We start from the raw sequence: 20,210 nt of genomic DNA, 5'->3' as shown, positions 1-20,210 counted from the left end.
CCGACCCCGCAAGCTGCTCGTGCTTAGGTTTCGCGCAGTGGCTTGTCAATCTCTGGCTGAGCCAACGCACAGCCGGATCCTAAACAACGCAGGCCAAGACAGCGGGTACACGGCCTCGTCCGCTATTTCACAGGGATCCAAGCCCTCCAATCGGAAGATGTCGTATAACGACCTCGACCGAAGCCCGCCACTGCGGCGCCTGCCACCCGAATGTGCCCGCGAACTTCGCGCTCGACAGCCGCGAATTGGCCGGGCGCCTGGCCTTGGTTGGATAGTCGCTCGTCGCGATATCGCGCACACTCGCGTGCGGCCCACCAAACGCCCGGCTTGTGTCGAGGATGTGACGGGCAAAGCCGCTCCAGTTGGTGTCGCCCTCGCCCGCCAGGTGATAGATGCCGAAGCCCGCAAAATTCCTGTCGTCCCGCAGCTTCGCCGCCGCATGCAGAATCGCGTCGCCGATGTCGAGCGCGGATGTCGGATTTCCCCACTGGTCGGCGACGACCGAAATCTCGTCGCGGTCGGCGGCGAGGCGCAGCATCGTCTTGACGAAGTTCCTGCCGAAGGGGCTGTAGACCCAGGCCGTGCGCAGGATGAGGTGGCGCGGGTTGGCGGCCGCCACGGCCTCCTCGCCGGCGAGCTTGGAGGCGCCGTAGACGCCGAGCGGCGCGGTCGGGTCGGTCTCGACATAGGCACCGGCCTTGGCGCCGTCGAAGAGATAGTCGGTCGACAGATGGATGACGGGAACGCCGAGCCTCGCCGCGGCTTCGGCCACCTTGCCGGCGCCGGCGGCGTTCACGGCGAAGGCCAGGTCCCTCTCGTCCTCGGCCTGGTCGACGGCGGTGTAGGCGGCGGCGGACACGATGATATCGGGCCTTGCCGCTTCAAGCGCGGCGAACACCGTGTCTGGCCGCGCCAGGTCGAGCGCTGGCCGGCCGACGGCGACGATCTCGACATCGTCGCGGTCCCGCGCCACCTCGACCAGGCTTGCGGCGACCTGGCCCTCGCGTCCGGTGACGGCAAGCCTCACGTGGCCACCTTCCTGCTCTCGGCCGCGTTCCCGGCCGGGCTGCTTTCGATCTTTGCGTTGCCGATCGGGGCGTTTTCGACCGGGCGCGTCGTAGCCCGGCCCAGCCGCGCGCCATCGTAGCGCTGCTCGCGGATCGGCCCCCACCACCATTTGTTGTCGAGATACCAGTCGACGGTCCGGGCCAGGCCTGAGTCGAAATCCTCCCGCGGCGTCCAGCCAAGGTCGCGCGCGATCTTGGAGGCATCGATCGCATAGCGGCGGTCATGGCCGGGGCGATCGGTGACGAAGGCGATGAGCTCGCGATAGCGCTTGCCGCCGGCGCGCGGCCGCCTCAGATCGAGCAGGTCGCAGATCGTCTCGACGACGCCGAGATTGGTGCGCTCGGAATTGCCGCCGACATTGTAGCTCTCGCCCGGCTGCCCCTTGGTGGCCACCAGCTCCAGCGCGCGCGCGTGGTCCTCGACGAACAGCCAGTCGCGCACATTGGCACCGGCGCCGTAGACGGGCAGCGGCTTCTCGTCGAGCGCGTTGAGGATGACCAGCGGGATCAGCTTTTCCGGGAAATGGTAGGGGCCGTAATTGTTCGAGCAGTTGGACAGCACCACCGGCAGGCCGTAGGTCTCGTGCCAGGCCCGCACCAGATGGTCGGACGCCGCCTTCGAGGCCGAATAGGGCGAGGACGGCGCGTAAGGCGTCTCCTCGACGAACATGCCGCCGTCGAAAGGCAGGTCGCCGAACACCTCGTCGGTCGAGACTTGATGGAAGCGGAAGCCGCCCTGGCGAGCCTCGGACAGTCCGCGCCAGTATTCCAGCGCGGCATTCAGGATGCGGTAGGTGCCGACGATGTTGGTCTCGATGAAGGCGCTGGGGCCGTCGATCGAGCGGTCGACATGGCTCTCGGCCGCAAGGTTCATGACGATGTCGATGTCGTCGCGGCGCAATATCTCCAGCACCGCGCGCTCGTCGCAGATGTCGGCCTGCTCGAAGCGGTAATTGTGCGCGTTCTCGATCGGCCTCAGCGAAGCGAGGTTGCCGGCATAGGTGAGCTTGTCGAGGTTGGTGACGCGGTAGGCCGGATTGGCGCACAGGTGCCGGCACACGGCCGAGCCGATGAAGCCGGCGCCGCCGGTGACCAGGAAATTCATGCCGCCATCCCTCCTCACGCGAACACCTCCGCCTCTGCGAGCGGCGGCGCGTTGCGGTCCTTGTCCGAAAGCTGGAAGCCGCCGGGAAGCGCCGGCCATTTTATGCCGATCGCCGGGTCGTCGAAACGGATCGACCGGTCGTGCTCGCGCGAATAGGTGTCGGTCACCTTGTAGAGCACCTCGGTATCCGGCGCGAGCGTGACGAAACCATGCGCGAAGCCCTTTGGCACCAGGACCTGGTTGCCCTTCTCGGCCGATATCTCCAGCGCCGCCCATTTGCCGAAAGTCGGCGAGGTGCTGCGGATGTCGACCGCGACATCGAACACGCTGCCGCGGATAACGCGCAGCAGCTTATCTTGAGCGCGCGGCGGCAACTGGTAATGCAGACCGCGCAGCACGCCGGCCGCGGCGGAATAGGAATGATTGTCCTGAACGAAGGCGAGGTCGATGCCGGCTTCGGCGAAACGTCCGGCATTCCACGTCTCGCTGAAAAAGCCGCGCGCGTCGCCATGCCGCTTCGGCACGATCTCCAGCAGGCCGTTGAGGCCGAGCGGCCTGACCTCAAGCACCCTGATCCTCCATCAGATCGGCCACCCGCCGGCGCAGATAGGCGGCATATTCGTTCTTGCCGAGCCGCGCGGCGCGCTCCAGGACCTTGTCGGCGGCGAGCCAGCCCTGCTCGAATGCGATCTCCTCCGGGCAAGCGACCTTGATTCCTTGCCGATGTTCGATGGTACGCACAAAGAATGACGCTTCGTGCAGGCTGTCATGCGTGCCCGTATCGAGCCAAGCATAGCCCCGGCCGAGCCGGTGAACCTGTAGTTCCCCACGCTCAAGATAGGCATTGTTGACCGCCGTGATCTCAAGCTCGCCGCGAGCCGAGGGCCGGATGGTGGAGGCGATGTCTACAACCCTGTTGTCGTAGAAATAGAGGCCGGTGACGGCCCAGTTGGATTTCGGCTTGAGCGGCTTTTCCTCGATCGTCAAGGCCATGCCGGTGGCCTTGTCGAACGAGACCACACCATAACGCTCGGGATCCTCGACATGATAAGCGAAGACCGAAGCCCCGCTTTTGCTCGCGGCCGCCGTCCGGCAAAGCTTGGACAGGCCGTCGCCGAAATAGATGTTGTCGCCGAGGATCATCGAAACATTGTCCTTGCCTATGAAATCGCGACCGATGATGAAAGCTTCGGCAAGGCCGTTGGGCTGCGGTTGTTCGGCATAAGACAGCTCAAGGCCAAATTCCGAGCCATCGCCAAGCAGAGCCTGGAAAACCGGCAGGTCACGCGGCGTTGAGATCACCATGATCTGGCGTATTCCCGCGAGCATCAGCACACTCAGGGGGTAATAGATCATCGGTTTGTCGTAAATCGGCAGGATTTGCTTGGAAACCGCTATTGTGAGCGGATAGAGGCGTGTTCCGCTGCCTCCGGCCAGGATTATCCCTTTCAACAGGCTCTCCGTCGAGCTGCCGGGGGCGCGCTCAGATATCGAGATGCCCGCGGTCGCGTTTCGTGTGTCGGCTCGTCCGTTTATGCCCTAGCATGTACTAATATCGGATTTAATGCCGCCACTTGCAGTCATATTCAATGCGATTGGGCGCGGGCGGACACGAAAAGCCGGCGGGTGTTCAGCTCGCCGGCTTTTCCTTGGTTCAGGCTCAGCCGCGCTTGAGCAATGCCCACACGGCCGGCACCAGGCTGGCGGCCAAAGCTACCTTGATCAGGTCGCCGACGATGAAGGGCAGGACGCCGAACTGCCAGGACTTTTCCGGCCCGATAAGCGTGGCCAGCCAGGCAAAGCCCATGGCCATCATGACGACCTCCGCCGTCAGCATGGCGCCGAACAGCTTGAAGGGATTGCGGTCCCAGCCGCGGTCGGCGGCCCAGCCGGCGATCGCCGCCATGACCACGAATCCGGCGAGGTAGCCGCCCGTCGAGCCCAGCATATAGGCGATGCCGATGCCCTTTTCCGGCGTGCCCTGGAAGACCGGTAGGCCAAAAGCGCCTTCGGCGAGGTAGAGAAGGAGCGTGGCGACGGCCAGCCGCAGGCCGAACGCCGAGGCGATCAACAGCACGGCCAGCGTCTGCAGTGAAATGTCGACCGGGCCGAGCACCACTTTGGTCTTGGCCGAAAGCGTCAGCAGCAGTGTTCCGGCGAGCGCCAGGAAGAGCTGGGTCGCGAGGCGGGCGGCGCCTCGATCCGGCAGGGTGAGAGAAACAAGCGGGCGCATCGTGGTTGCAATTGCCATGGTCTTCCCCGTTCTGGCTAATTCACTGGGTGGCTGATTTGCCGACTTTAAAGCGCATCGCGCAAGAGCGGATTCGGGCGACGCGCTTCAAAAATTTGTCTTGATGCATGTCGTTCTCCCAAAACCGCGGCGCACTTTTGGGCGACATGCACTAATTTTCCTATATTGGCTTCCGCATCGGGCGGCAATCACTTTGCCGCATTGCAACGGAGCCCGCCGGCATGGCCCTTGAATTCGACACCAGCTTCGATCCCGCCTATGGCCGGGCGGTTGCGGTTGCGCCGGATGTGCTGCGCATCACCGCCAGAAATCCGAGCCCTTTCACCTTCCACGGCACCAACAGCTATCTCGTGGGCCGCGACACGCTGGCGGTGATCGACCCAGGGCCGGAAGACGACGCCCATCTCGAGACGCTGCTTACGGCGATCGCTGGCCGGCCGGTCAGCCACATCTTCGTCAGCCACACCCACCGCGACCATTCGCCGCTCGCGGCGCGATTGAAAGAGCTGACCGGCGCGCCAGCGCTTGCCGAAGGCCCGCATCGGCCGGCCCGCGCCTTGCGCATCGGCGAGGTCAATCCGCTCGACGCCAGCGCCGACCTTACCTTCGTTCCCGATGTCGTGCTGGCCGACAATGCGCTGACCCAGGGCGACGGATGGGCAATCCGCACCGTGCTGACGCCCGGCCACACCGCCAACCACGCAGTGTTTGCCCTCGAGGGAACCGGAACCCTGTTTTCAGCCGACCATGTCATGGCGTGGTCGACCTCGATAGTCGCACCGCCGGACGGCGCCATGGCCGACTATATGAGCTCCCTCGACAGGCTGCTGGCGCGCGACGATCGCTTGCTTTTGCCGGGCCATGGCGGCCCAGTGACCGCGCCGCGAAGGTTCATGCGCGGCCTCAAGACGCATCGCAAGATGCGCGAAAGGGCGATCCTGGAACGCCTCCGCGCCGGAGACCGGACGGTCACGGAAATGGTCGCGGCGATCTACCGCGACACAGACCCGCGGCTGCACGGCGCCGCGGGGCTTTCGGTGCTTGCCCATCTCGAGGATCTGGTCGCGCGCGGCCCGGTCGTCACGGAAGGCGATCCGGCCATAGACGGCGTTTACGCGCCCGCTGCGTAGGTCTGGAGCTTCCTTTTTGGCGCAATTCTAGACGGAAAACCGCTTTTTCTGGAATTGCTCTATTCGGCCGGCGCCGGGCCGACCTGCCCGGCGACCTCCTGGTCGAGCTCGCCGAGGAAATCCGTGATGCGGGCGGCATTGTCGCCGAGGTCGTAGCGGCCGTAGCGCGAGGCCGAGCGCATGTCGACGATGACCTGCTCGCCATCGTCGGTGACACGGATGGCGACGTCGGCCGGCAGTCCGAGCACAAAGCCCTTGGCCAGCGCATTGATGGTCGCCTCGCTCTGCCCGTTGATGTCGGGATAAGGCGCCGTCAGCCGCCAGTCGCGGCGGTCGAGCACTGTTTCGACAGCGTCCACGACGGTTTCGAAAGGCAGGTTGTAGCTGCGCCCGCTGACCAGCGGATAGGCGTCGGCCTGCAGGCTCTGTTCGCCGGGCGTGGGTGGCGACAGCTCGTTCATGTCGGCGGTGCGCTCGCTGGTGTCCAGCACCGGCGGATCGTCGAGATCGGTCGAGATGTCGCGCAGCGGCGGATAGATCGTCGCCCAGTAGACGGCGACGCCGTAGGGCGCCAGCACCAGAAGCGCCAGCAGCGCGCCGATGGAGAGATCGCGGCCACCGCGATCGCCGAAACTCCAGATCCTGGCCAGGCCGAGACCAGCCAGCAACAGGGCAAGCGCCGCCAGCAGCGCCACGACCGCCAGCACCCACAGGAAAGGCGGTGTGTCGACGAGACCCTGCCTGTAGGCGGCAACGGCGGTGAGCAAAAGGACGAGGGAAAATGCCCCGATCCGCCGCGACCAGCTGGCCGCCCTCGACGTCTGCCGTTCAGGAATAGATGCCATTCTGTGCCGTGTCGTCCCAACCCGGGCCGAGAGTTAGCGGTTTTTGGCGCCGGCTTGAAGCCGAAAGAACAAACATTTTTGGTCAATCCGTCGGCAGGCGGTAATCCTTGAACTGGTTGCGCAAACTGGTCTTCTGGATCTTGCCGGTGGCGGTGTGCGGAATTTCGCCGACGAAGGCCACGTCGTCGGGCATCCACCACTTCGCCACCTTGCCGCTCATGAAGGTGAGGATGTCGCCCTTGCTCGGCTCCCTGCCGGGCTTGCTCACGACGACGAGCAAGGGCCGCTCGCCCCATTTCGAATGCGGGATGCCGATAGCCGCCGCCTCCGCCACGTCCGGATGGCCGACGGCGAGATTCTCGAGATCGATGGTCGATATCCATTCGCCGCCGGACTTGATGACGTCCTTGGCGCGGTCGGTGATCTGCATGTAGCCGCTGGCGTCGATATGGGCGACATCGCCGGTGTCGAACCAGCCATCTGCATCGAACTGCTCGGTGCCGGCGCCGCCATAATAGGCGCGAGCCACCGCGGGGCCGCGCACCTTGAGGTGTCCGAAGGTCCTGCCGTCCCAGGGCAGCGCGTTGTCGTCGTCGTCGGTCACTTTCATTTCGACGCCGAAGGGCGGAAAACCCTGCTTGCCCTGGACATCGAGCCTCGCCTCGCCAGTCAGCGTCTCATATTGCGGCTTCAGGGTGCAGAGCGTGCCGAGCGGCGACATCTCGGTCATGCCCCAGGCATGCACCACCTGCACATCGTAATTGTCCTGGAACTTCGCGGTGATGGCGCGCGGACAGGACGCGCCGCCGATGACGACCTTCTTCAGGTAAGGCAGCTTCTTGCCGGTTTCCTCAAGATATTGCAGCAGCATCATCCAGACGGTCGGCACGGCGGCGCTGAACGTTACCTTCTCGGTGTCGAGCAGCTCATAGATCGAGGCTCCGTCCATCCTGCAGCCGGGCATCACCAGCTTGGCGCCGATCATCGGTCCGCTCTGGCCGAGACCCCAGGCATTGGCGTGGAACATCGGCACGACAGGCAGGATCACATCCCGCGTGGATATGCCCATGGCGTCGGGCATGGCGGCCATCATGGCGTGCAGGACATTGGAGCGGTGGCTGTAGAGCACGCCCTTCGGGTCGCCCGTCGTGCCCGAGGTGTAGCACATGCCGGCGGCGGTGTTCTCGTCGAACGCCTTCCAGGCGAAGGCGCCATCGGCCTCGGCCAGCCATTCCTCATAGGCGACAGCATTCGCCAGCGACGTTTGCGGCATATGCGCCCGGTCGGTCAGCACGATCACCTTTCTCAGCGACCGGATTGCGCCGGCGATCTTTTCCAGGAGCGGCACGAAGGTCAAATCGACGAAGATCGCCTTGTCCTCGGCATTGTTCATGATCCAGGCGATCTGCTCGGGAAAAAGCCTCGGGTTGAGCGTGTGATAGATCGCGCCGATGCCCATGATGCCGTACCAGGCCTCGATATGGCGGGCCGTGTTCCAGGCAAGGGTCGCGATGCGGTCGCCGAGCCTGAAGCCGTCACGCTCCAGCCGCTGCGCCACCTTGAGCGCCCGGTGATAGATTTCGGCGAAGGTGGTGCGCACGATCGGGCCTTCGATCGAACGCGACACGACCTCCCTGCCGCCGTGCTGGCGTTCGGCATGGTCGATCAGCTTGTGGCAAAGCAGCGGCCATTCCTGCATCAATCCGAGCATCTGTTCCTCCCCTTTGCGCATTCGCGTCGTTTGTTCCACGCATTGTGGAACGAACCGCCGGATTGTCCAGCCGTCATAAGTCGAAGCCGGTCGGTGGATCGAAGGGCCGGGCAAAACCGCCATAATCCGGCCATCGTCGCCGTTAAGTTTCATTAACGGGCTGGGTGAGATTGGCGAATGGAGTGGTTCGCATGGACGCGCAGCTCGACGATAAGGCCCTCGAAAGCACGCTTGCCGAAAGTCTGGACGTTCTGACGCCGGACACCAAAACAGTTTCCGAAGATGAATTTGCCGAAGTCGTCGGCGGCGCGCTGGAGGCCGTCGGCGGAACGTTGCTGTTCAAGATGCGCGTCGAAAACGGCGCCGAGGGCGAACATGTCGCCGCGGCCTGCATCGGCAACGCCGACAATCGTCAGTTCCTGCTGCTGACGCTGCCGACCAGCGGCGGCGCGCTGAAGGTCGAAACCGCAGCGAGAAGCACCAATCCGGTTGCAGGCATTGCCGCGGCCTATGCCAGCCTCATGGATGCCTTCAAGACGGCCGCCTGACGGCTGCGTGACAGACATTCAATGAATGGTGATGACACCTCGCGCCGCGCGGGCTTGCGCGACGCGCTTGTCCGACACATGTAAGTCTTCCCCAGAACGTTTCACCGTTTCACGGAAACGGCGAAACGCTCTCTCTTTGTTTTGACGCAATTCCGGACGGAAAACCGCTTCGCACTTTTCCTGGAATTGCTCCAGGAGACCATTCATGGACAAGCTCGCCAACCCCGCCCCCGGCTTTCAACGCAATCCCGACAAGGTGATCACGGTCGAACCTTATCGCGGCACCGTCACGGTCCGCGCCGGCGACAGGATCATCGCCACATCGACTGCGGCGAAGGTTCTCTCAGAGCCACCTTACCCGGCCGCCTTCTACATCCCGTTCGACGATATCGATTTCGGCAAGCTCGCCCCGACCGACCATTCGACACATTGCCCGTACAAGGGCGATGCCAGCTACTGGAGCGTCCAGCCGGCCGGCGAATCCGGCGAGAATGCGATGTGGGCTTATGAGCATCCGTTTGACGAAATGGTCGAGATCCGCAATCACGGCGCGTTCTATACGAACAAGGTGACGGTCGAAGCCACGCCGGAGTGAGCCGTTAAAGGGAGGGGCGCTTAGGTCAATCTCGGAAGAATGTGGCCGCCAAAATTCAGCGGTCGCCACCCTCGCACCGCGCTCTCAATCCGTGGTGCCGTCATTGCCGACGTCCTCGGCATCGTCGAGGCGCACGAAGATCATGCCCTTCTGCTTCAAGGCGAGCAAGCCCTGAACCACGCCCTCGCCGGCGGCATGGGTCGGCTGGTTGATGTGGGCGATGATGACGTCGCCGTCCTTGGCGGCGCCGATGCGGCGCGCCGTTTCCTTCGCGCCGAGCAGCGAGCCGCCGTCGCCATTGACCGAGAAGCCTGCGATCTTGAAGCCCAGCCTGCGGATCATGGCGATCGCCGAGGGGCTGTATTCGGCGGTTGCGCCGCGAAACCATTTTGGCGCGGGCCCGCCTGCGCCGGCCAGCGCGGCGGCACCGGATTCGACCTCGGCCTGCACGGCGACCGGGCTGCCGGCGCTGCGGATGCCGTAGATCTTCCGCGGCGTATCGACCGCCGGAACGTGGCGGCCGCCGTGATTTTCCAATTCGAACAGGTCGGGATGCGCCCGCATGATCTCGACGGCCTCGGCATTGCGCTTCAGCCAGATGCCGGTAACGAAGATCGTCGCCGGTATCCTGTTGTCGACGAGCGCCGAAAGTATCCTCGTGTCGGTCTTGCCGCCGCAGGCATCGAGCGTCAGCGCGACGCGCCCGCCGCCGACCTCGACGCCCTGCGGCTTCACATGCAGCGTCGGCTCGAGCAGCGTCGCGGCATTGCCCGCCGACGCCGCGAACAGCGACAGCGCCATCGCGCAAAGGGAATTTCGAAGCACGCCCATCATTCGTTCCAAACCGGCACGTTCGGGCATTCTCCGCGCCGCGCCAACAAAACTTGCCTCTACAAAGCCCGCATCTAGGCGAAAATCGGGACGGCAAACAGCGAAAAAGCAGCAGTCGCGAAAATTTGCTCTCGCCTAGACCGCGGCCTCCAGCGCCAACTCCGTTCGCGCCAGCAGCTGGAGCACGGCATCGACGACCGGATCGACCTCCAGGCGCCAGACGCAGCATGCCTTGTTGGGGTCGGGCCCTTCGCACAGATCGCCGCCGACGCAGTCACAAGGCATGGACGGGCACACCGAGATGCTCGGCGCGCCGACTGGCCCCCAGTGGATCGGACTCTGCAGGCCGAACAGGCCGACGACGGGAGTGCCGACCGCGGCAGCCATGTGCATGGGGCCGCTGTCGTTGCCGAGAAACAGCCGCGCCTGCTTGAACAGCGCCGGCAGCGTGTCGAGCGGGAGCGCTCCGACCAGATTGACGATCGGCGTCTTCGCAGCCGCCAGGATCTTTTCGACCACCTCGTTCTCGTCCGGGCTGCCGACCAGGGCGACGTCCAGACCTGTCTCAGCCGATATCCGGTCGATCGCGGCGGCAAAGCGCTCGGGCTGCCAGCGGCGCCCGGGGAAGCTTGCACCGGCATGCACCGTAACGAAGGCGTTCGGCCGAAGGTGGAACTTGTCCAGCAGGGCCAAGGCTTTCGTCGTCTCGAACGGCAGCGGCCGAATGTCGGGATCCCGCACACGCAACTCTATGCCAAGCGCCTCCAGCGGCGAAAGGTAACGATAGAGAAAATGCTGCTCGCCATAGCCGAACGGCTTTGCCTTGACATTGGCAGGTTGGCGCTCGAGCCAACGCGGGGGCCTTTCTGACGGGTGATATCCGACGCGAACCCGTGCACCAACCAGTCCTGAGATGAATCGCGACGTCTTCGTATCGGTGATGTCGACGACCATATCGAAATGGCCGCGGCGTAACTTAAGGAGCGTGAGAATGAGCTCCTGCGTGCGCCGCAGCGGCGTGCCCCGCATATGGGAACGGCGGAATGTCACGACCTCCGAGGCGATGTCGTTGGCCGTGAGGAGGCCGGCGAAGCGGCCATCGCAGAGGAAGACGATGCGGACGCCGGGATATTCGAGCTGCAGATTCCTCGCCAACGCGGAGGAAAGAACGAGATCGCCAATGTGCTTCGTTTGCAGGATCAGGATCGACCGGAGAGGGCCGGAGAGAAGCTGCGACACCCGTGTCCGGGCGCCGGACGGACCGGAGTCAACGAAGCTGGGCTGAGACGTCGACATGTGGAGCCGTCATGCGGTAGTTTCACTTGGCTCTCATATACAAGATGGCAAGATCGTGGACCAGAGCGACTCGCGCGCCGACAGGCGCCTTCCACCGTTTCACGGAAAAGGCGAAGGGACCGCGCCCAACGTTTCATACCTTCCTGGGATTGGTCCAAAAGGCGCTACGCCGCCGACGGGCAACTTTCCGGCGAATGTCAGACCGCTGCTTCCAGGACTATCTCCGTCCGTGCCAGCAGTTCGAGCGTAGCGTCGACGACCGGATCGACCTCCAGGCGCCAGACGCAGCATGCCTTGCTCGGGTCGGTCCGGCGGCACAGGTCGCCGCCGACGCAGTCGCAAGGCATCGATGGCCGCAACGAAATGCTGGGCACGCCGACCGGCGCCCAAAGGACCGGGCTGGTCAGGCCGAACAGGCCGACCACCGGCGTGCCGGCCGCGGCCGCCATATGCATCGGTCCGCTCTCATTGCCGAGAAACAGCCGCGCCTCCTTGAGCAGCGCCAGCAGCGTTTCCAGCCGCAGCGTGCCCGCCAGGTTGACGACGGGCGTCTTGGCCGCGGCCATGATCTTGTCGGTCGCCTCGCTCTCGTCCGGACCGCCGACCAGAACCACGCGCAGGCCGGTTTCGCGGACGATCCTGTCGATTGTCTCGGCAAAGCGCTCCGGCTGCCACCGGCGGCCCACGAAGCTTGCTCCGGCATGGACCGCAACAAAGGCGTTTGGCCGGATCTGGTGCCTGGCGAGCAAGGCCAGGGCGCGCGTCGTCTCGAAGGGCAGCGGGCGAATGGCCGGCGCCCTGACGCGCAGATCGACGCCCAGCGCCTCCAACGGAGACAGATAACGGTAGAGATAATGCGTCTTGCCAAACCCGAAGGGCTTCATCCTGACGTTGGCGGGTTGACGCTCGTGCCAGCGCAAAGGCCGCTCCGTCGGAAAGTAGCCGATCCTGACCGGAGCGTTGACCAGTTCGGAAATGATCCGCGAGGTCTTGGAATCGGTGATGTCGATGGTCATGTCGAAACGGTGCTGCCGCAATGTGCGCACCATGCGGAAGAGCTCGCGACCCCGATCGAGCGGCGAGCCACGCATCTTGGCACGGCTGAAGGGGACGACCTCGGAAGCTATGCCATGGGCAGTCAGGAAGCCGGCGAAATGCGCTTCGCAAAGGAACACGATCCGGACGCCCGGATATTGAAGCTGCAGGTTCTTCGCCAGCGCGGAGGCAAGCACGATGTCGCCGATGAACTTGGTCTGCAGGATCAGGATCGAGCGGTAAGCGGATGGGGAAATCTGCAACATGGGTTTTCCGACACCGATAAATTCGGTGTCGGAAAGTCGCTTGAAACGGTGTCGAGATTCAGGGCCGTCACGCGCACGTTCGCGTGACATTGCATACAAAACCGTAAGGTATCCGAATGCACCTTAAAGCGCGTCGCGCTGAAACCGATTCAGGCGGCGCGCTTTAAGTCCTTGTTTTGATGCATGTCGTTGTCCCAGAACCGCTGCGCACTTCTGGGCGACATGCATTAGGAGGCGCGTTTTGCAGCGCCCTTCGCAGCCGCCACGGCCGCCTGTGCGGCCGCCAGCCGGGCGATCGGCACCCGGTAGGGCGAGCACGAGACGTAATCGAGGCCGACCTCCTCGCAGAAACGGATCGAGGCCGGATCGCCGCCATGCTCGCCGCAGATGCCGAGCTTGATGCCGGGCCGCGTCGCCTTGCCTTTTTCGGCCGCGATCCGCACCAGCTCGCCGACGCCGTCGACATCCAGCGACACGAACGGATCCTGCTCGATGATGCCCTTCTGCCGATAGGTTTCGAGGAAGGATGCCGCGTCGTCGCGCGAGATGCCGAACGTGGTCTGCGTAAGATCATTGGTGCCGAAGGAGAAGAATTCGGCCGCCTCGGCGATGACATGGGCGCGGATCGCCGCGCGCGGCAATTCGATCATCGTGCCGGTCAGATAATCGATCTTGGTGCCGGTCTCCTGCATCACGCTCTGCGCGACCGCGTCGATGCGTGCCTTGACATATTCCAGCTCCTTCACGAGGCCGACCAGCGGCACCATGATTTCCGGCACGACAAGCGCGCCGGCCTTGTGGCCGGCCTCGACCGCCGCCTCGAAGATGGCGCGCGCCTGCATCTCGGCGATCTCGGGATAGGAGACGGCGAGCCGGCAGCCGCGATGGCCGAGCATCGGGTTGAATTCGTGCAAAGCTTCGGTGCGCTGCCTGAGCTTGTCGGCAGACACGTTCATGGCGGAGGCGACCTCGGCGAGCTCGGCTTCGGTCTTGGGCAGGAACTCGTGCAGCGGCGGATCGAGCAGACGGATCGTCACCGGCAGGCCGGCCATGATCTCGAACAGCTCGAGGAAGTCCGAGCGCTGCATGGGCAGCAGCTTGTCCAGCGCCGCACGCCTGTCCTTCTCGGTGTCGGCCAGGATCATCTCGCGCATGGCGACGATGCGGTCGCCGTCGAAGAACATGTGCTCGGTGCGGCAAAGCCCGATGCCCTCGGCGCCGAAAGAGCGCGCCATGCGCGCATCGAGCGGCGTTTCGGCATTGGTGCGCACCTTCATGCGGCGCGCCGCGTCGGCCCATTCCATGATGGCGGCGAAATCGCCCGACAGCTCCGGCTGCAGCATGGCGACCGCCCCTTTCAGCACCTGGCCGTTGGCGCCATCGAGGGTGATGACGTCGCCTTTGCGGAAGGTCTGGCCCATCGAGGTGAGCGTGCCGGTCTTGTAGTCGACACGCAGCGAGCCTGCGCCAGACACGCAAGGCTTGCCCATGCCGCGCGCCACCACGGCGGCGTGGCTGGTCATGCCGCCGCGCGTGGTGAGGATGCCCTCCGCCGCATGCATGCCGTGGATGTCCTCGGGGCTGGTCTCGATGCGCACCAGGATTACCTTGCGGCCTTGCGCTTTGGCGTCCTCGGCATCGCTGGAGGAAAAGACGATCTCGCCGGTGGCCGCACCGGGCGACGCCGGCAGGCCCATGCCGATGACATCGCGCGCAGCCTTCGGGTCGATGGTCGGATGGAGCAGCTGGTCGAGCGAGGCCGGATCGATGCGGGCGACCGCCTCCTCCTTGGTGATCAGCCCGTCCTTCGCCATTTCCACGGCGATCTTCAGCGCCGCCTTGGCGGTGCGCTTGCCGGAGCGGGTCTGCAGCATCCACAATTTGCCGCGCTCGATGGTGAATTCGAGGTCCTGCATGTCGCGGTAATGCTTTTCCAGCCGGTCGGAGATGTCGACGAAAGCCTGGAAGGCGTCGGGCATAAGCTTCTGCAGCGACGGCTTGTCGGAGCCGGCGGCGATGCGCGCCGCTTCGGTGATGTTCTGCGGCGTGCGGATACCGGCCACCACATCCTCGCCCTGGGCATTGACCAGGAACTCGCCGTAGAGCTGCCGGTCGCCGGTCGAGGGATTGCGGGTGAAAGCGACGCCGGTCGCGGATGTGTCGCCCATATTGCCGAACACCATGGCCTGGACGTTGACGGCGGTGCCCCAGCTTTCCGGGATGTCGTGCAGGCGCCGGTAGGTGATGGCGCGGTTGTTCATCCAGCTCGAGAACACGGCGCCGATCGCGCCCCAGAGCTGCTCCCGCGGATCCTGCGGGAACGGCTTGCCGAGCTCTTCCTCGACCTTGGCCTTGTAGAGCGAAATCACGCCTTGCCACTCCTGGGCCGAGAGCCCGGTGTCGAGCTCGTGACCGAGGCTCGCCTTCTCGTCCTCGAGGATTTCCTCGAACACTTCGTGGTCCAGGCCCATCACGACGTCGGAATACATCTGGATGAAGCGGCGGTAGCTGTCATAGGCAAACCGCGCATCGCCGGAATCGGCGGCCAGGGCCTCGACCGTCTCGTCGTTGAGGCCGAGATTGAGCACCGTATCCATCATGCCGGGCATGGAGGCCCGGGCGCCGGAGCGCACGGAAACCAGGAGCAGCTTCGACGGGTCGCCGAAGCGGCGGCCGGTGATGCGGCCGATATGGTCGAGAGCGGAGACGACATCCGCCTCGAGCGTGCTGGGATAGGTGCGGCCGTTGGCGTAATACGCGTTGCAGACTTCGGTGGTGATGGTGAAACCGGGCGGTACCGGCAGCCCGAGGCTGCACATCTCGGCCAGATTGGCACCCTTGCCACCGAGAATGTTGCGGTCGCCGGCACGGCCTTCGGCGGCGCCGTCGCCGAAGGTGTAAACCCACTTGGTCATGCTTGCCCTCCAGTTCGTGGAAGATAGAACATCCGGATGATTGACCGGTTCCCGCCTTCCCCGACCCGAGCGATAGGATGCTGCAATGCGAAAGGCAAGGCACCGGCCTAGCGGGCATCGCAACTACAATCGATTAAGCAAAAGCTGCGTCAAAAAGACTTGCCGGAGGGGGCAGCGCGATATAGAACATAAAGGGAACGTAGTGGAGTAGCGTGATGAAACTCAACGGAAAACTCGACTATCTCGAACTGCCGGCGACAGGCGGCACGCTGGACAGCGTCAAGTCCTTCTACAGCGCCGCCTTTTCGTGGTCGTTCACCGACTACGGCCCGACCTATGCCGCTTTTGCCGAAGGGCTCGACGGCGGCTTCCAGGCAGATGCCGGCGAAGCGCCGGCCAAGCCGCTTCCGGTCATCTACTGCGAAAACCTCGAGGAAACGCTGGACGCGGTCGAGAGTGCCGGCGGCGCCATCGTCAAGCCGATCTTTTCCTTTCCAGGCGGCAGGCGGTTTCATTTCACCGATCCGGCCGGCAACGAACTGGCTGTATGGGGACATTAGAAAAGACGCGGATTTCGCGTTGTTTTTGCTGTTGACAGCCGGGGGGCAGCCGGGCTCATTCCAATGAGCGGCGGCAATCTTCCAACAGCAAAGCAGACTGATGAAATTCGGCTCAAGCGGCGTTCGGGGTTTGGCTTCCGAATTGGTTGGGAGGCCAAGCGGGCTTTATACTGAGGGTTTCGCCCGGCGCTTGCGGTCGACCGGGTTTCAGCAAGGCAAGGTCTTTGTCGGGCGCGATTTGCGCGACAGCAGTCCGGCAATTGCAGAGGACTGCATGGCGGCCCTGGCCGCAGCCGGCTTCCAGCCGGTCGATTGCGGCCCCATCCCTACACCCGCGCTTGCCTTTAATGCCCGCCTGCACGGCGCCGCGGCGCTGATGGTGACCGGCTCGCATATTCCCGCCGACCGCAACGGCATCAAGTTCTACGGGCCGAAGGGCGAGATCGACAAGGCGGACGAAGCAGCGATCACCCATCATGTCGCTGAACTGTCGGACCAGTATCCGTGGCCGCCGGCAAAGGCGCAGTGGCCAGCCGGGCACGATCAGGCGCTCGCGGCCTTCCGAGACCGGGTCGGCGGCATTCTCCCCCCTGGCGCCCTTTCCGGAATGAGGCTCGGCGTCTACCAGCACAGCACCGTTGCGGCGGCCCTGCTGGTCCAGGTTCTGCGATCCTACGGCGCCGACGTGATCCCCATAGGCAAAACGGAAACGTTCGTGCCGGTTGATACCGAGGCCGTCAGCCCGGAAACGATGGCGAAGATGAAGGCCTGGGTGCGCGAATTCAAATTCGACGCCGTGCTCTCGGCCGATGCCGATGCCGATCGCCCTCTCGTCATCGACGACAAGGGCGAGTTGTTCCGCGGCGACCTGATCGGGCTGGCGACGGCCCTGTTCCTCAAGGCCGACATCGTGGTGACGCCGGTCACCTCCAATTCAGGCATCTCCGAGGCTTTCGGAATCAGCGTCAGGAGAACCAAGGTCGGGTCCCCCTTCGTCATAGCGGGCATGGAGGCCGCGCAATCGGCCCGCGGCATCGTCATCGGCTTCGAAGCCAATGGCGGGGTTCTTCTGGGATCGGACTGCCTGGTGAACGGCAAGACTTTGTCCGCGCTGCCGACGCGGGATTCATTCTTGCCGATCCTAGCTGTTCTGGGCACGGCGGCATCGATGGGCAAATCGCTGTCGGGCCTGCGCAAAAGTTGGAACCTTCCGGTCTGCGCCAGCGAACGGCTCGAGAACTTCCCCGTCGAGAAATCGCGCGGCTTGATGCGAAGGCTCGCCGACCGCGACGCGTTGCGGCAATTCCTTGCCCCCTTCGGCACCGTCTCGGATGTCGATGAGACCGACGGTCTCAGGGCACGGATGACCAGCGGCGAGATCATCCATCTGCGGCCTTCCGGCAACGCTCCCGAATTTCGGTGCTATGCCGAGGCCGCCAGCCATGACAGGGCGAGCGAGATTGTAGCAATGGCGCTGGAACGAGCGCGCGACACCACACTGGCAGATGAATCAGAAGCCGTATAACGAAGATGGGGCCAGCGATCGCCGCAGGCTTGGGGCGCGGCCCGCTCCACAATAACGGGGACTCGCGCCCCGCTTCTCGCTCGAGCCCTGAGAGCATCGATGACAAGAACGGCGTTGATAACCGGCATTACGGGGCAGGATGGCGCCTATCTGGCCCAGCTCCTGCTTTCGAAGGGTTACAGAGTCCATGGACTGGCGCGGCGGTCGAGCACAGCCGACGTCAACACCATGCGCCTGAAATGGCTGGGGATCGAAAACGACGTGCGGATCGTGGACGGAAACCTGACGGACCTGTCGGGTCTTAGTCGAACCATGCGCGACGTAAGGCCGGACGAGGTCTACAACCTTGCCGCACAGTCTTTCGTCAGATCCTCATGGCAGCAGCCGATTCTGACGGGCAACGTCACCGGTATCGGCGTCACCAATGTTCTCGAGGCGCTGCGTCTCGAGATCCCCGAGGCGCGTTTCTACCAGGCGTCGTCGTCGGAGATGTACGGCCTTATCCAGGAGCCGGTGCAGTCGGAGACCACGCCTTTCCATCCCCGCTCTCCCTATGCGGTGGCGAAGGTCTACGGTCACTGGATCACCGTCAATTATCGCGAGAGCTTCGGCCTGCACGCTTCGAGCGGCATCCTGTTCAATCACGAATCGCCGCTTCGCGGCATCGAATTCGTGACACGCAAAGTCACGGATGCCGTCGCGCGCATCAAGAAGGGCCTGGCAAGGGAACTGCGCCTGGGCAATATCGACGCCAAGCGCGACTGGGGCCACTCCAGGGACTATGTCCGCGCCATGTGGCTGATGCTGCAGCAGGATCAGCCCGACGACTATGTGGTCGCCACCGGCAGGACGACGACGGTGCGCGACATGTGCAGGATCGCGTTCGAGCATGTAGGGCTGGAGATGGATGACCATCTCGTCATCGATCCCGACCTGTTCAGGCCGGCGGAAGTCGAAATCCTGCGCGGCAATCCGGCCAAGGCAAAGGCGAAGCTCGGATGGGAAGCGACGATCTCCCTGGAAGAGATGATCCGCGAAATGGTGGACGCCGATCTGGCACGCCACTCAACCGCCAGGCGTTGAAAGGAAGCTCTTGCATCTACGGGTCGATAACTTGACGCGCCGTCTTCTATCGCGCATCCGCATGCGGACGACGCGTCGTGGTTCGTGAGGCCGGCATGCGCGTTCTGATAACCGGCGCCAACGGTTTCGTCGGGCCCTATGTGGGCGACGCGCTGCGCAGGATTTGCGGCTGTGAAATCGTCATTGCCGCGACCTCCAAGGATGGTGGTCCGCATCCCGCCTTCGGCCAGGTCGAAGAACTGGACGTGACCGATCCGGCCGCCGTCCATGACGCCATTGCCCGTCACCGGCCCACCCATGTCATTCACATGGCGGCGGTCGCGGCCCTGAGCGCCGCCCGGGCCGATCCCCGCAACACATGGCGCATTCACGTGGGCGGCGCGCTCAACGTGGCCAATGCCGTCCTCGACAAGGCTCCAGACTGCTGGCTGGTTCATGTCGGATCAGGCCTGGTCTATGGCGAGAGCGCCAAGACCGGGCGGCCGCTCGACGAAGGCACGCTGCTTGCTCCGATCGACGACTACGCCGTGACCAAGGCTGCGGCCGACCTCGCGCTCGGCGCGCTTTCACGCAGGGGGTTGAAGTGTGTCCGGATGCGCCCCTTCAACCATACGGGTCCGGGTCAGACCGAGGCATTTGCCGTGCCGGCCTTCGCCATGCAGATCGCCCGGATCGAAGCGGGCGAGGCCCCGCCGGTCATCCGCGTCGGCAATCTCGATGCGAGGCGCGATTTCCTGGATGCGCGCGACATCGCCAGCGCGTATGCGCGCGCGGTGCTGAAGAGCGGCGATCTCGCCCCGAACACCATTTTCAATGTCGCGTCCGGCGCGTCCTGGCGGATGGGAGACATCCTCGATCGGCTACTGGCCCGGAGCAGCGTCAAGATCGTCACAGAGCAGGATCCCTTGCGGCTGCGGCCGAGCGATCTGCCATGCATCGTCGGCGATGCGACCCGCGCCCGGACCCTGCTTGGCTGGGCGCCCGAGCATCCCTTCGAGGATACGCTTGCGGCCGTCCTCGAGGATTGCCGCGCGCGCGTGGCCCAGGCGTAGGCTAGGATGCATCGCCTGCTTCCCTGAAGCCTGAGTTGAATGGCTCCCGCGCCAGCACAAGCGCGAAGCTGCCGCGCGGCGCGCGCGGCTTACGATCCGCCGCCGGGGCGATCGGGCGATGAACTGGCCGGGAATGGCGGCCCGCGTCGCTGCCGATTTTAGTTGATCTCGCGGCATTGAGCTTTGCTCCGCCTCGTCCTATAAGGCCGCGCGCAGCGGGCATGCCCCGCCTGCTGGGGCGTCGCCAAGTGGTAAGGCATCGGTTTTTGGTACCGACATTCCCAGGTTCGAATCCTGGCGCCCCAGCCAACGGATGATGGTCCGTTCCGGACACATAGGTTACGGTTTATACCGGAGACATGGGTAACACTTTTGGCCCGAAGGGGTTTTGGAGT

At 64.2% G+C, this 20,210-nt stretch carries 19 protein-coding genes and 1 tRNA gene; 8 read left to right on the top strand and 12 right to left on the bottom strand.

Annotation, left to right across the window (positions count from 1 at the left end):
* Positions 1-127: 127 nt before the first annotated feature.
* The 5 genes from rfbD to FJ956_RS28690 all read right to left on the bottom strand — a co-directional run bounded on the left by rfbD (position 128) and on the right by FJ956_RS28690 (position 4,423).
* On the bottom strand, positions 128-1,027 hold the full coding sequence (gene rfbD, locus FJ956_RS28710) for a dTDP-4-dehydrorhamnose reductase (protein WP_140676691.1): 900 nt from the start codon (positions 1,025-1,027) through the stop codon (positions 128-130).
* A complete protein-coding gene (gene rfbB, locus FJ956_RS28705) occupies positions 1,024-2,172 on the bottom strand; it encodes a dTDP-glucose 4,6-dehydratase (protein ID WP_246672059.1) in 1,149 nt (382 codons plus the stop codon). Before rfbB ends, rfbD begins: the two co-directional genes overlap by 4 nt.
* A 14-nt stretch (positions 2,173-2,186) precedes the next feature.
* Positions 2,187-2,741, bottom strand: coding sequence for a dTDP-4-dehydrorhamnose 3,5-epimerase (gene rfbC / locus FJ956_RS28700; protein ID WP_140676688.1), 555 nt, complete (start codon positions 2,739-2,741; stop codon positions 2,187-2,189).
* Positions 2,734-3,624, bottom strand: a complete 891-nt coding sequence (gene rfbA, locus FJ956_RS28695) for a glucose-1-phosphate thymidylyltransferase RfbA (RefSeq protein WP_140676685.1) — start codon at positions 3,622-3,624, stop codon at positions 2,734-2,736. The genes rfbC and rfbA overlap by 8 nt, the downstream gene beginning before the upstream one ends.
* 208 nt (positions 3,625-3,832) lie before the next feature.
* Complete coding sequence (locus FJ956_RS28690) at positions 3,833-4,423, bottom strand: biotin transporter BioY (protein WP_140676682.1); 591 nt, start codon at positions 4,421-4,423, stop codon at positions 3,833-3,835.
* Positions 4,424-4,644: 221 nt separating this feature from the next.
* Here FJ956_RS28690 and FJ956_RS28685 point away from each other — a divergent pair, with 221 nt between their 5' ends.
* Complete coding sequence (locus FJ956_RS28685; RefSeq protein ID WP_140676679.1) at positions 4,645-5,553, top strand: MBL fold metallo-hydrolase; 909 nt, start codon at positions 4,645-4,647, stop codon at positions 5,551-5,553.
* A 59-nt stretch (positions 5,554-5,612) separates the two neighbouring features.
* Here the strand turns inward: FJ956_RS28685 and FJ956_RS28680 are convergent, their stop codons facing one another.
* Together FJ956_RS28680 and FJ956_RS28675 are read right to left on the bottom strand one after the other, a co-directional pair.
* Positions 5,613-6,398, bottom strand: a complete 786-nt coding sequence (locus FJ956_RS28680; protein WP_140676677.1) for a DUF1499 domain-containing protein — start codon at positions 6,396-6,398, stop codon at positions 5,613-5,615.
* 82 nt (positions 6,399-6,480) lie between these two features.
* Positions 6,481-8,109: a fatty-acid--CoA ligase gene (locus FJ956_RS28675; RefSeq protein ID WP_140676674.1), complete on the bottom strand. Its 1,629-nt coding sequence runs from the start codon at positions 8,107-8,109 to the stop codon at positions 6,481-6,483.
* A gap of 191 nt (positions 8,110-8,300) precedes the next feature.
* On the opposite strand from FJ956_RS28675, the gene FJ956_RS28670 reads away from it, so the two are divergent.
* Entirely contained in the window at positions 8,301-8,657 is a 357-nt protein-coding gene (locus tag FJ956_RS28670) for a hypothetical protein (RefSeq protein ID WP_140676672.1), read from the top strand.
* Positions 8,658-8,675: 18 nt separating this feature from the next.
* Here FJ956_RS28670 and FJ956_RS28665 read toward each other — a convergent pair whose 3' ends face one another.
* Positions 8,676-8,864 carry a hypothetical protein gene (locus tag FJ956_RS28665; RefSeq protein WP_140676669.1) on the bottom strand — a complete coding sequence of 63 codons (189 nt, stop codon included), beginning with the start codon at positions 8,862-8,864 and terminating at the stop codon, positions 8,676-8,678.
* On the opposite strand from FJ956_RS28665, the gene FJ956_RS28660 reads away from it, so the two are divergent.
* A complete protein-coding gene (locus FJ956_RS28660) occupies positions 8,863-9,252 on the top strand; it encodes a DUF427 domain-containing protein (protein WP_140676666.1) in 390 nt (129 codons plus the stop codon). The genes FJ956_RS28665 and FJ956_RS28660 overlap by 2 nt on opposite strands.
* Positions 9,253-9,336: 84 nt before the next feature.
* On the opposite strand, the gene FJ956_RS28655 is transcribed toward FJ956_RS28660, so the two are convergent.
* From FJ956_RS28655 to ppdK, 4 genes are all read right to left on the bottom strand, one after another.
* Positions 9,337-10,083 (bottom strand): polysaccharide deacetylase family protein, encoded by a 747-nt coding sequence (locus FJ956_RS28655; protein WP_140676662.1) that lies wholly within the window; start codon positions 10,081-10,083, stop codon positions 9,337-9,339.
* Between the two features lie 135 nt (positions 10,084-10,218).
* Positions 10,219-11,322 carry a glycosyltransferase family 9 protein gene (locus FJ956_RS28650; RefSeq protein ID WP_246672054.1) on the bottom strand — a complete coding sequence of 368 codons (1,104 nt, stop codon included), beginning with the start codon at positions 11,320-11,322 and terminating at the stop codon, positions 10,219-10,221.
* 254 nt (positions 11,323-11,576) lie between these two features.
* Entirely contained in the window at positions 11,577-12,680 is a 1,104-nt protein-coding gene (locus FJ956_RS28645) for a glycosyltransferase family 9 protein (RefSeq protein WP_140676656.1), read from the bottom strand.
* A 227-nt stretch (positions 12,681-12,907) separates the two neighbouring features.
* A complete protein-coding gene (ppdK, locus tag FJ956_RS28640; RefSeq protein ID WP_140676654.1) occupies positions 12,908-15,595 on the bottom strand; it encodes a pyruvate, phosphate dikinase in 2,688 nt (895 codons plus the stop codon).
* A 215-nt stretch (positions 15,596-15,810) separates the two neighbouring features.
* Here ppdK and FJ956_RS28635 point away from each other — a divergent pair, with 215 nt between their 5' ends.
* The 5 genes from FJ956_RS28635 to FJ956_RS28615 all read left to right on the top strand — a co-directional run bounded on the left by FJ956_RS28635 (position 15,811) and on the right by FJ956_RS28615 (position 20,124).
* A complete protein-coding gene (locus FJ956_RS28635) occupies positions 15,811-16,155 on the top strand; it encodes a VOC family protein (protein WP_140676651.1) in 345 nt (114 codons plus the stop codon).
* A gap of 100 nt (positions 16,156-16,255) precedes the next feature.
* On the top strand, positions 16,256-17,680 hold the full coding sequence (locus FJ956_RS28630; RefSeq protein ID WP_140676648.1) for a phosphomannomutase: 1,425 nt from the start codon (positions 16,256-16,258) through the stop codon (positions 17,678-17,680).
* Positions 17,681-17,779: 99 nt separating this feature from the next.
* Positions 17,780-18,763 (top strand): GDP-mannose 4,6-dehydratase, encoded by a 984-nt coding sequence (gene gmd / locus FJ956_RS28625; RefSeq protein ID WP_140676645.1) that lies wholly within the window; start codon positions 17,780-17,782, stop codon positions 18,761-18,763.
* Positions 18,764-18,858: 95 nt separating this feature from the next.
* Positions 18,859-19,815, top strand: a complete 957-nt coding sequence (locus FJ956_RS28620; RefSeq protein ID WP_140676642.1) for an NAD-dependent epimerase/dehydratase family protein — start codon at positions 18,859-18,861, stop codon at positions 19,813-19,815.
* Positions 19,816-20,049: 234 nt separating this feature from the next.
* Positions 20,050-20,124, top strand: a tRNA-Gln gene (locus FJ956_RS28615).
* Positions 20,125-20,210 lie beyond the last annotated feature (86 nt).

This window comes from Mesorhizobium sp. B2-4-3, from assembly GCF_006442815.1.
Classification (GTDB): domain Bacteria; phylum Pseudomonadota; class Alphaproteobacteria; order Rhizobiales; family Rhizobiaceae; genus Mesorhizobium.
Note: the sequence above shows the minus strand (reverse complement) of the source record. Positions and strands in the feature narration are given on the sequence as shown.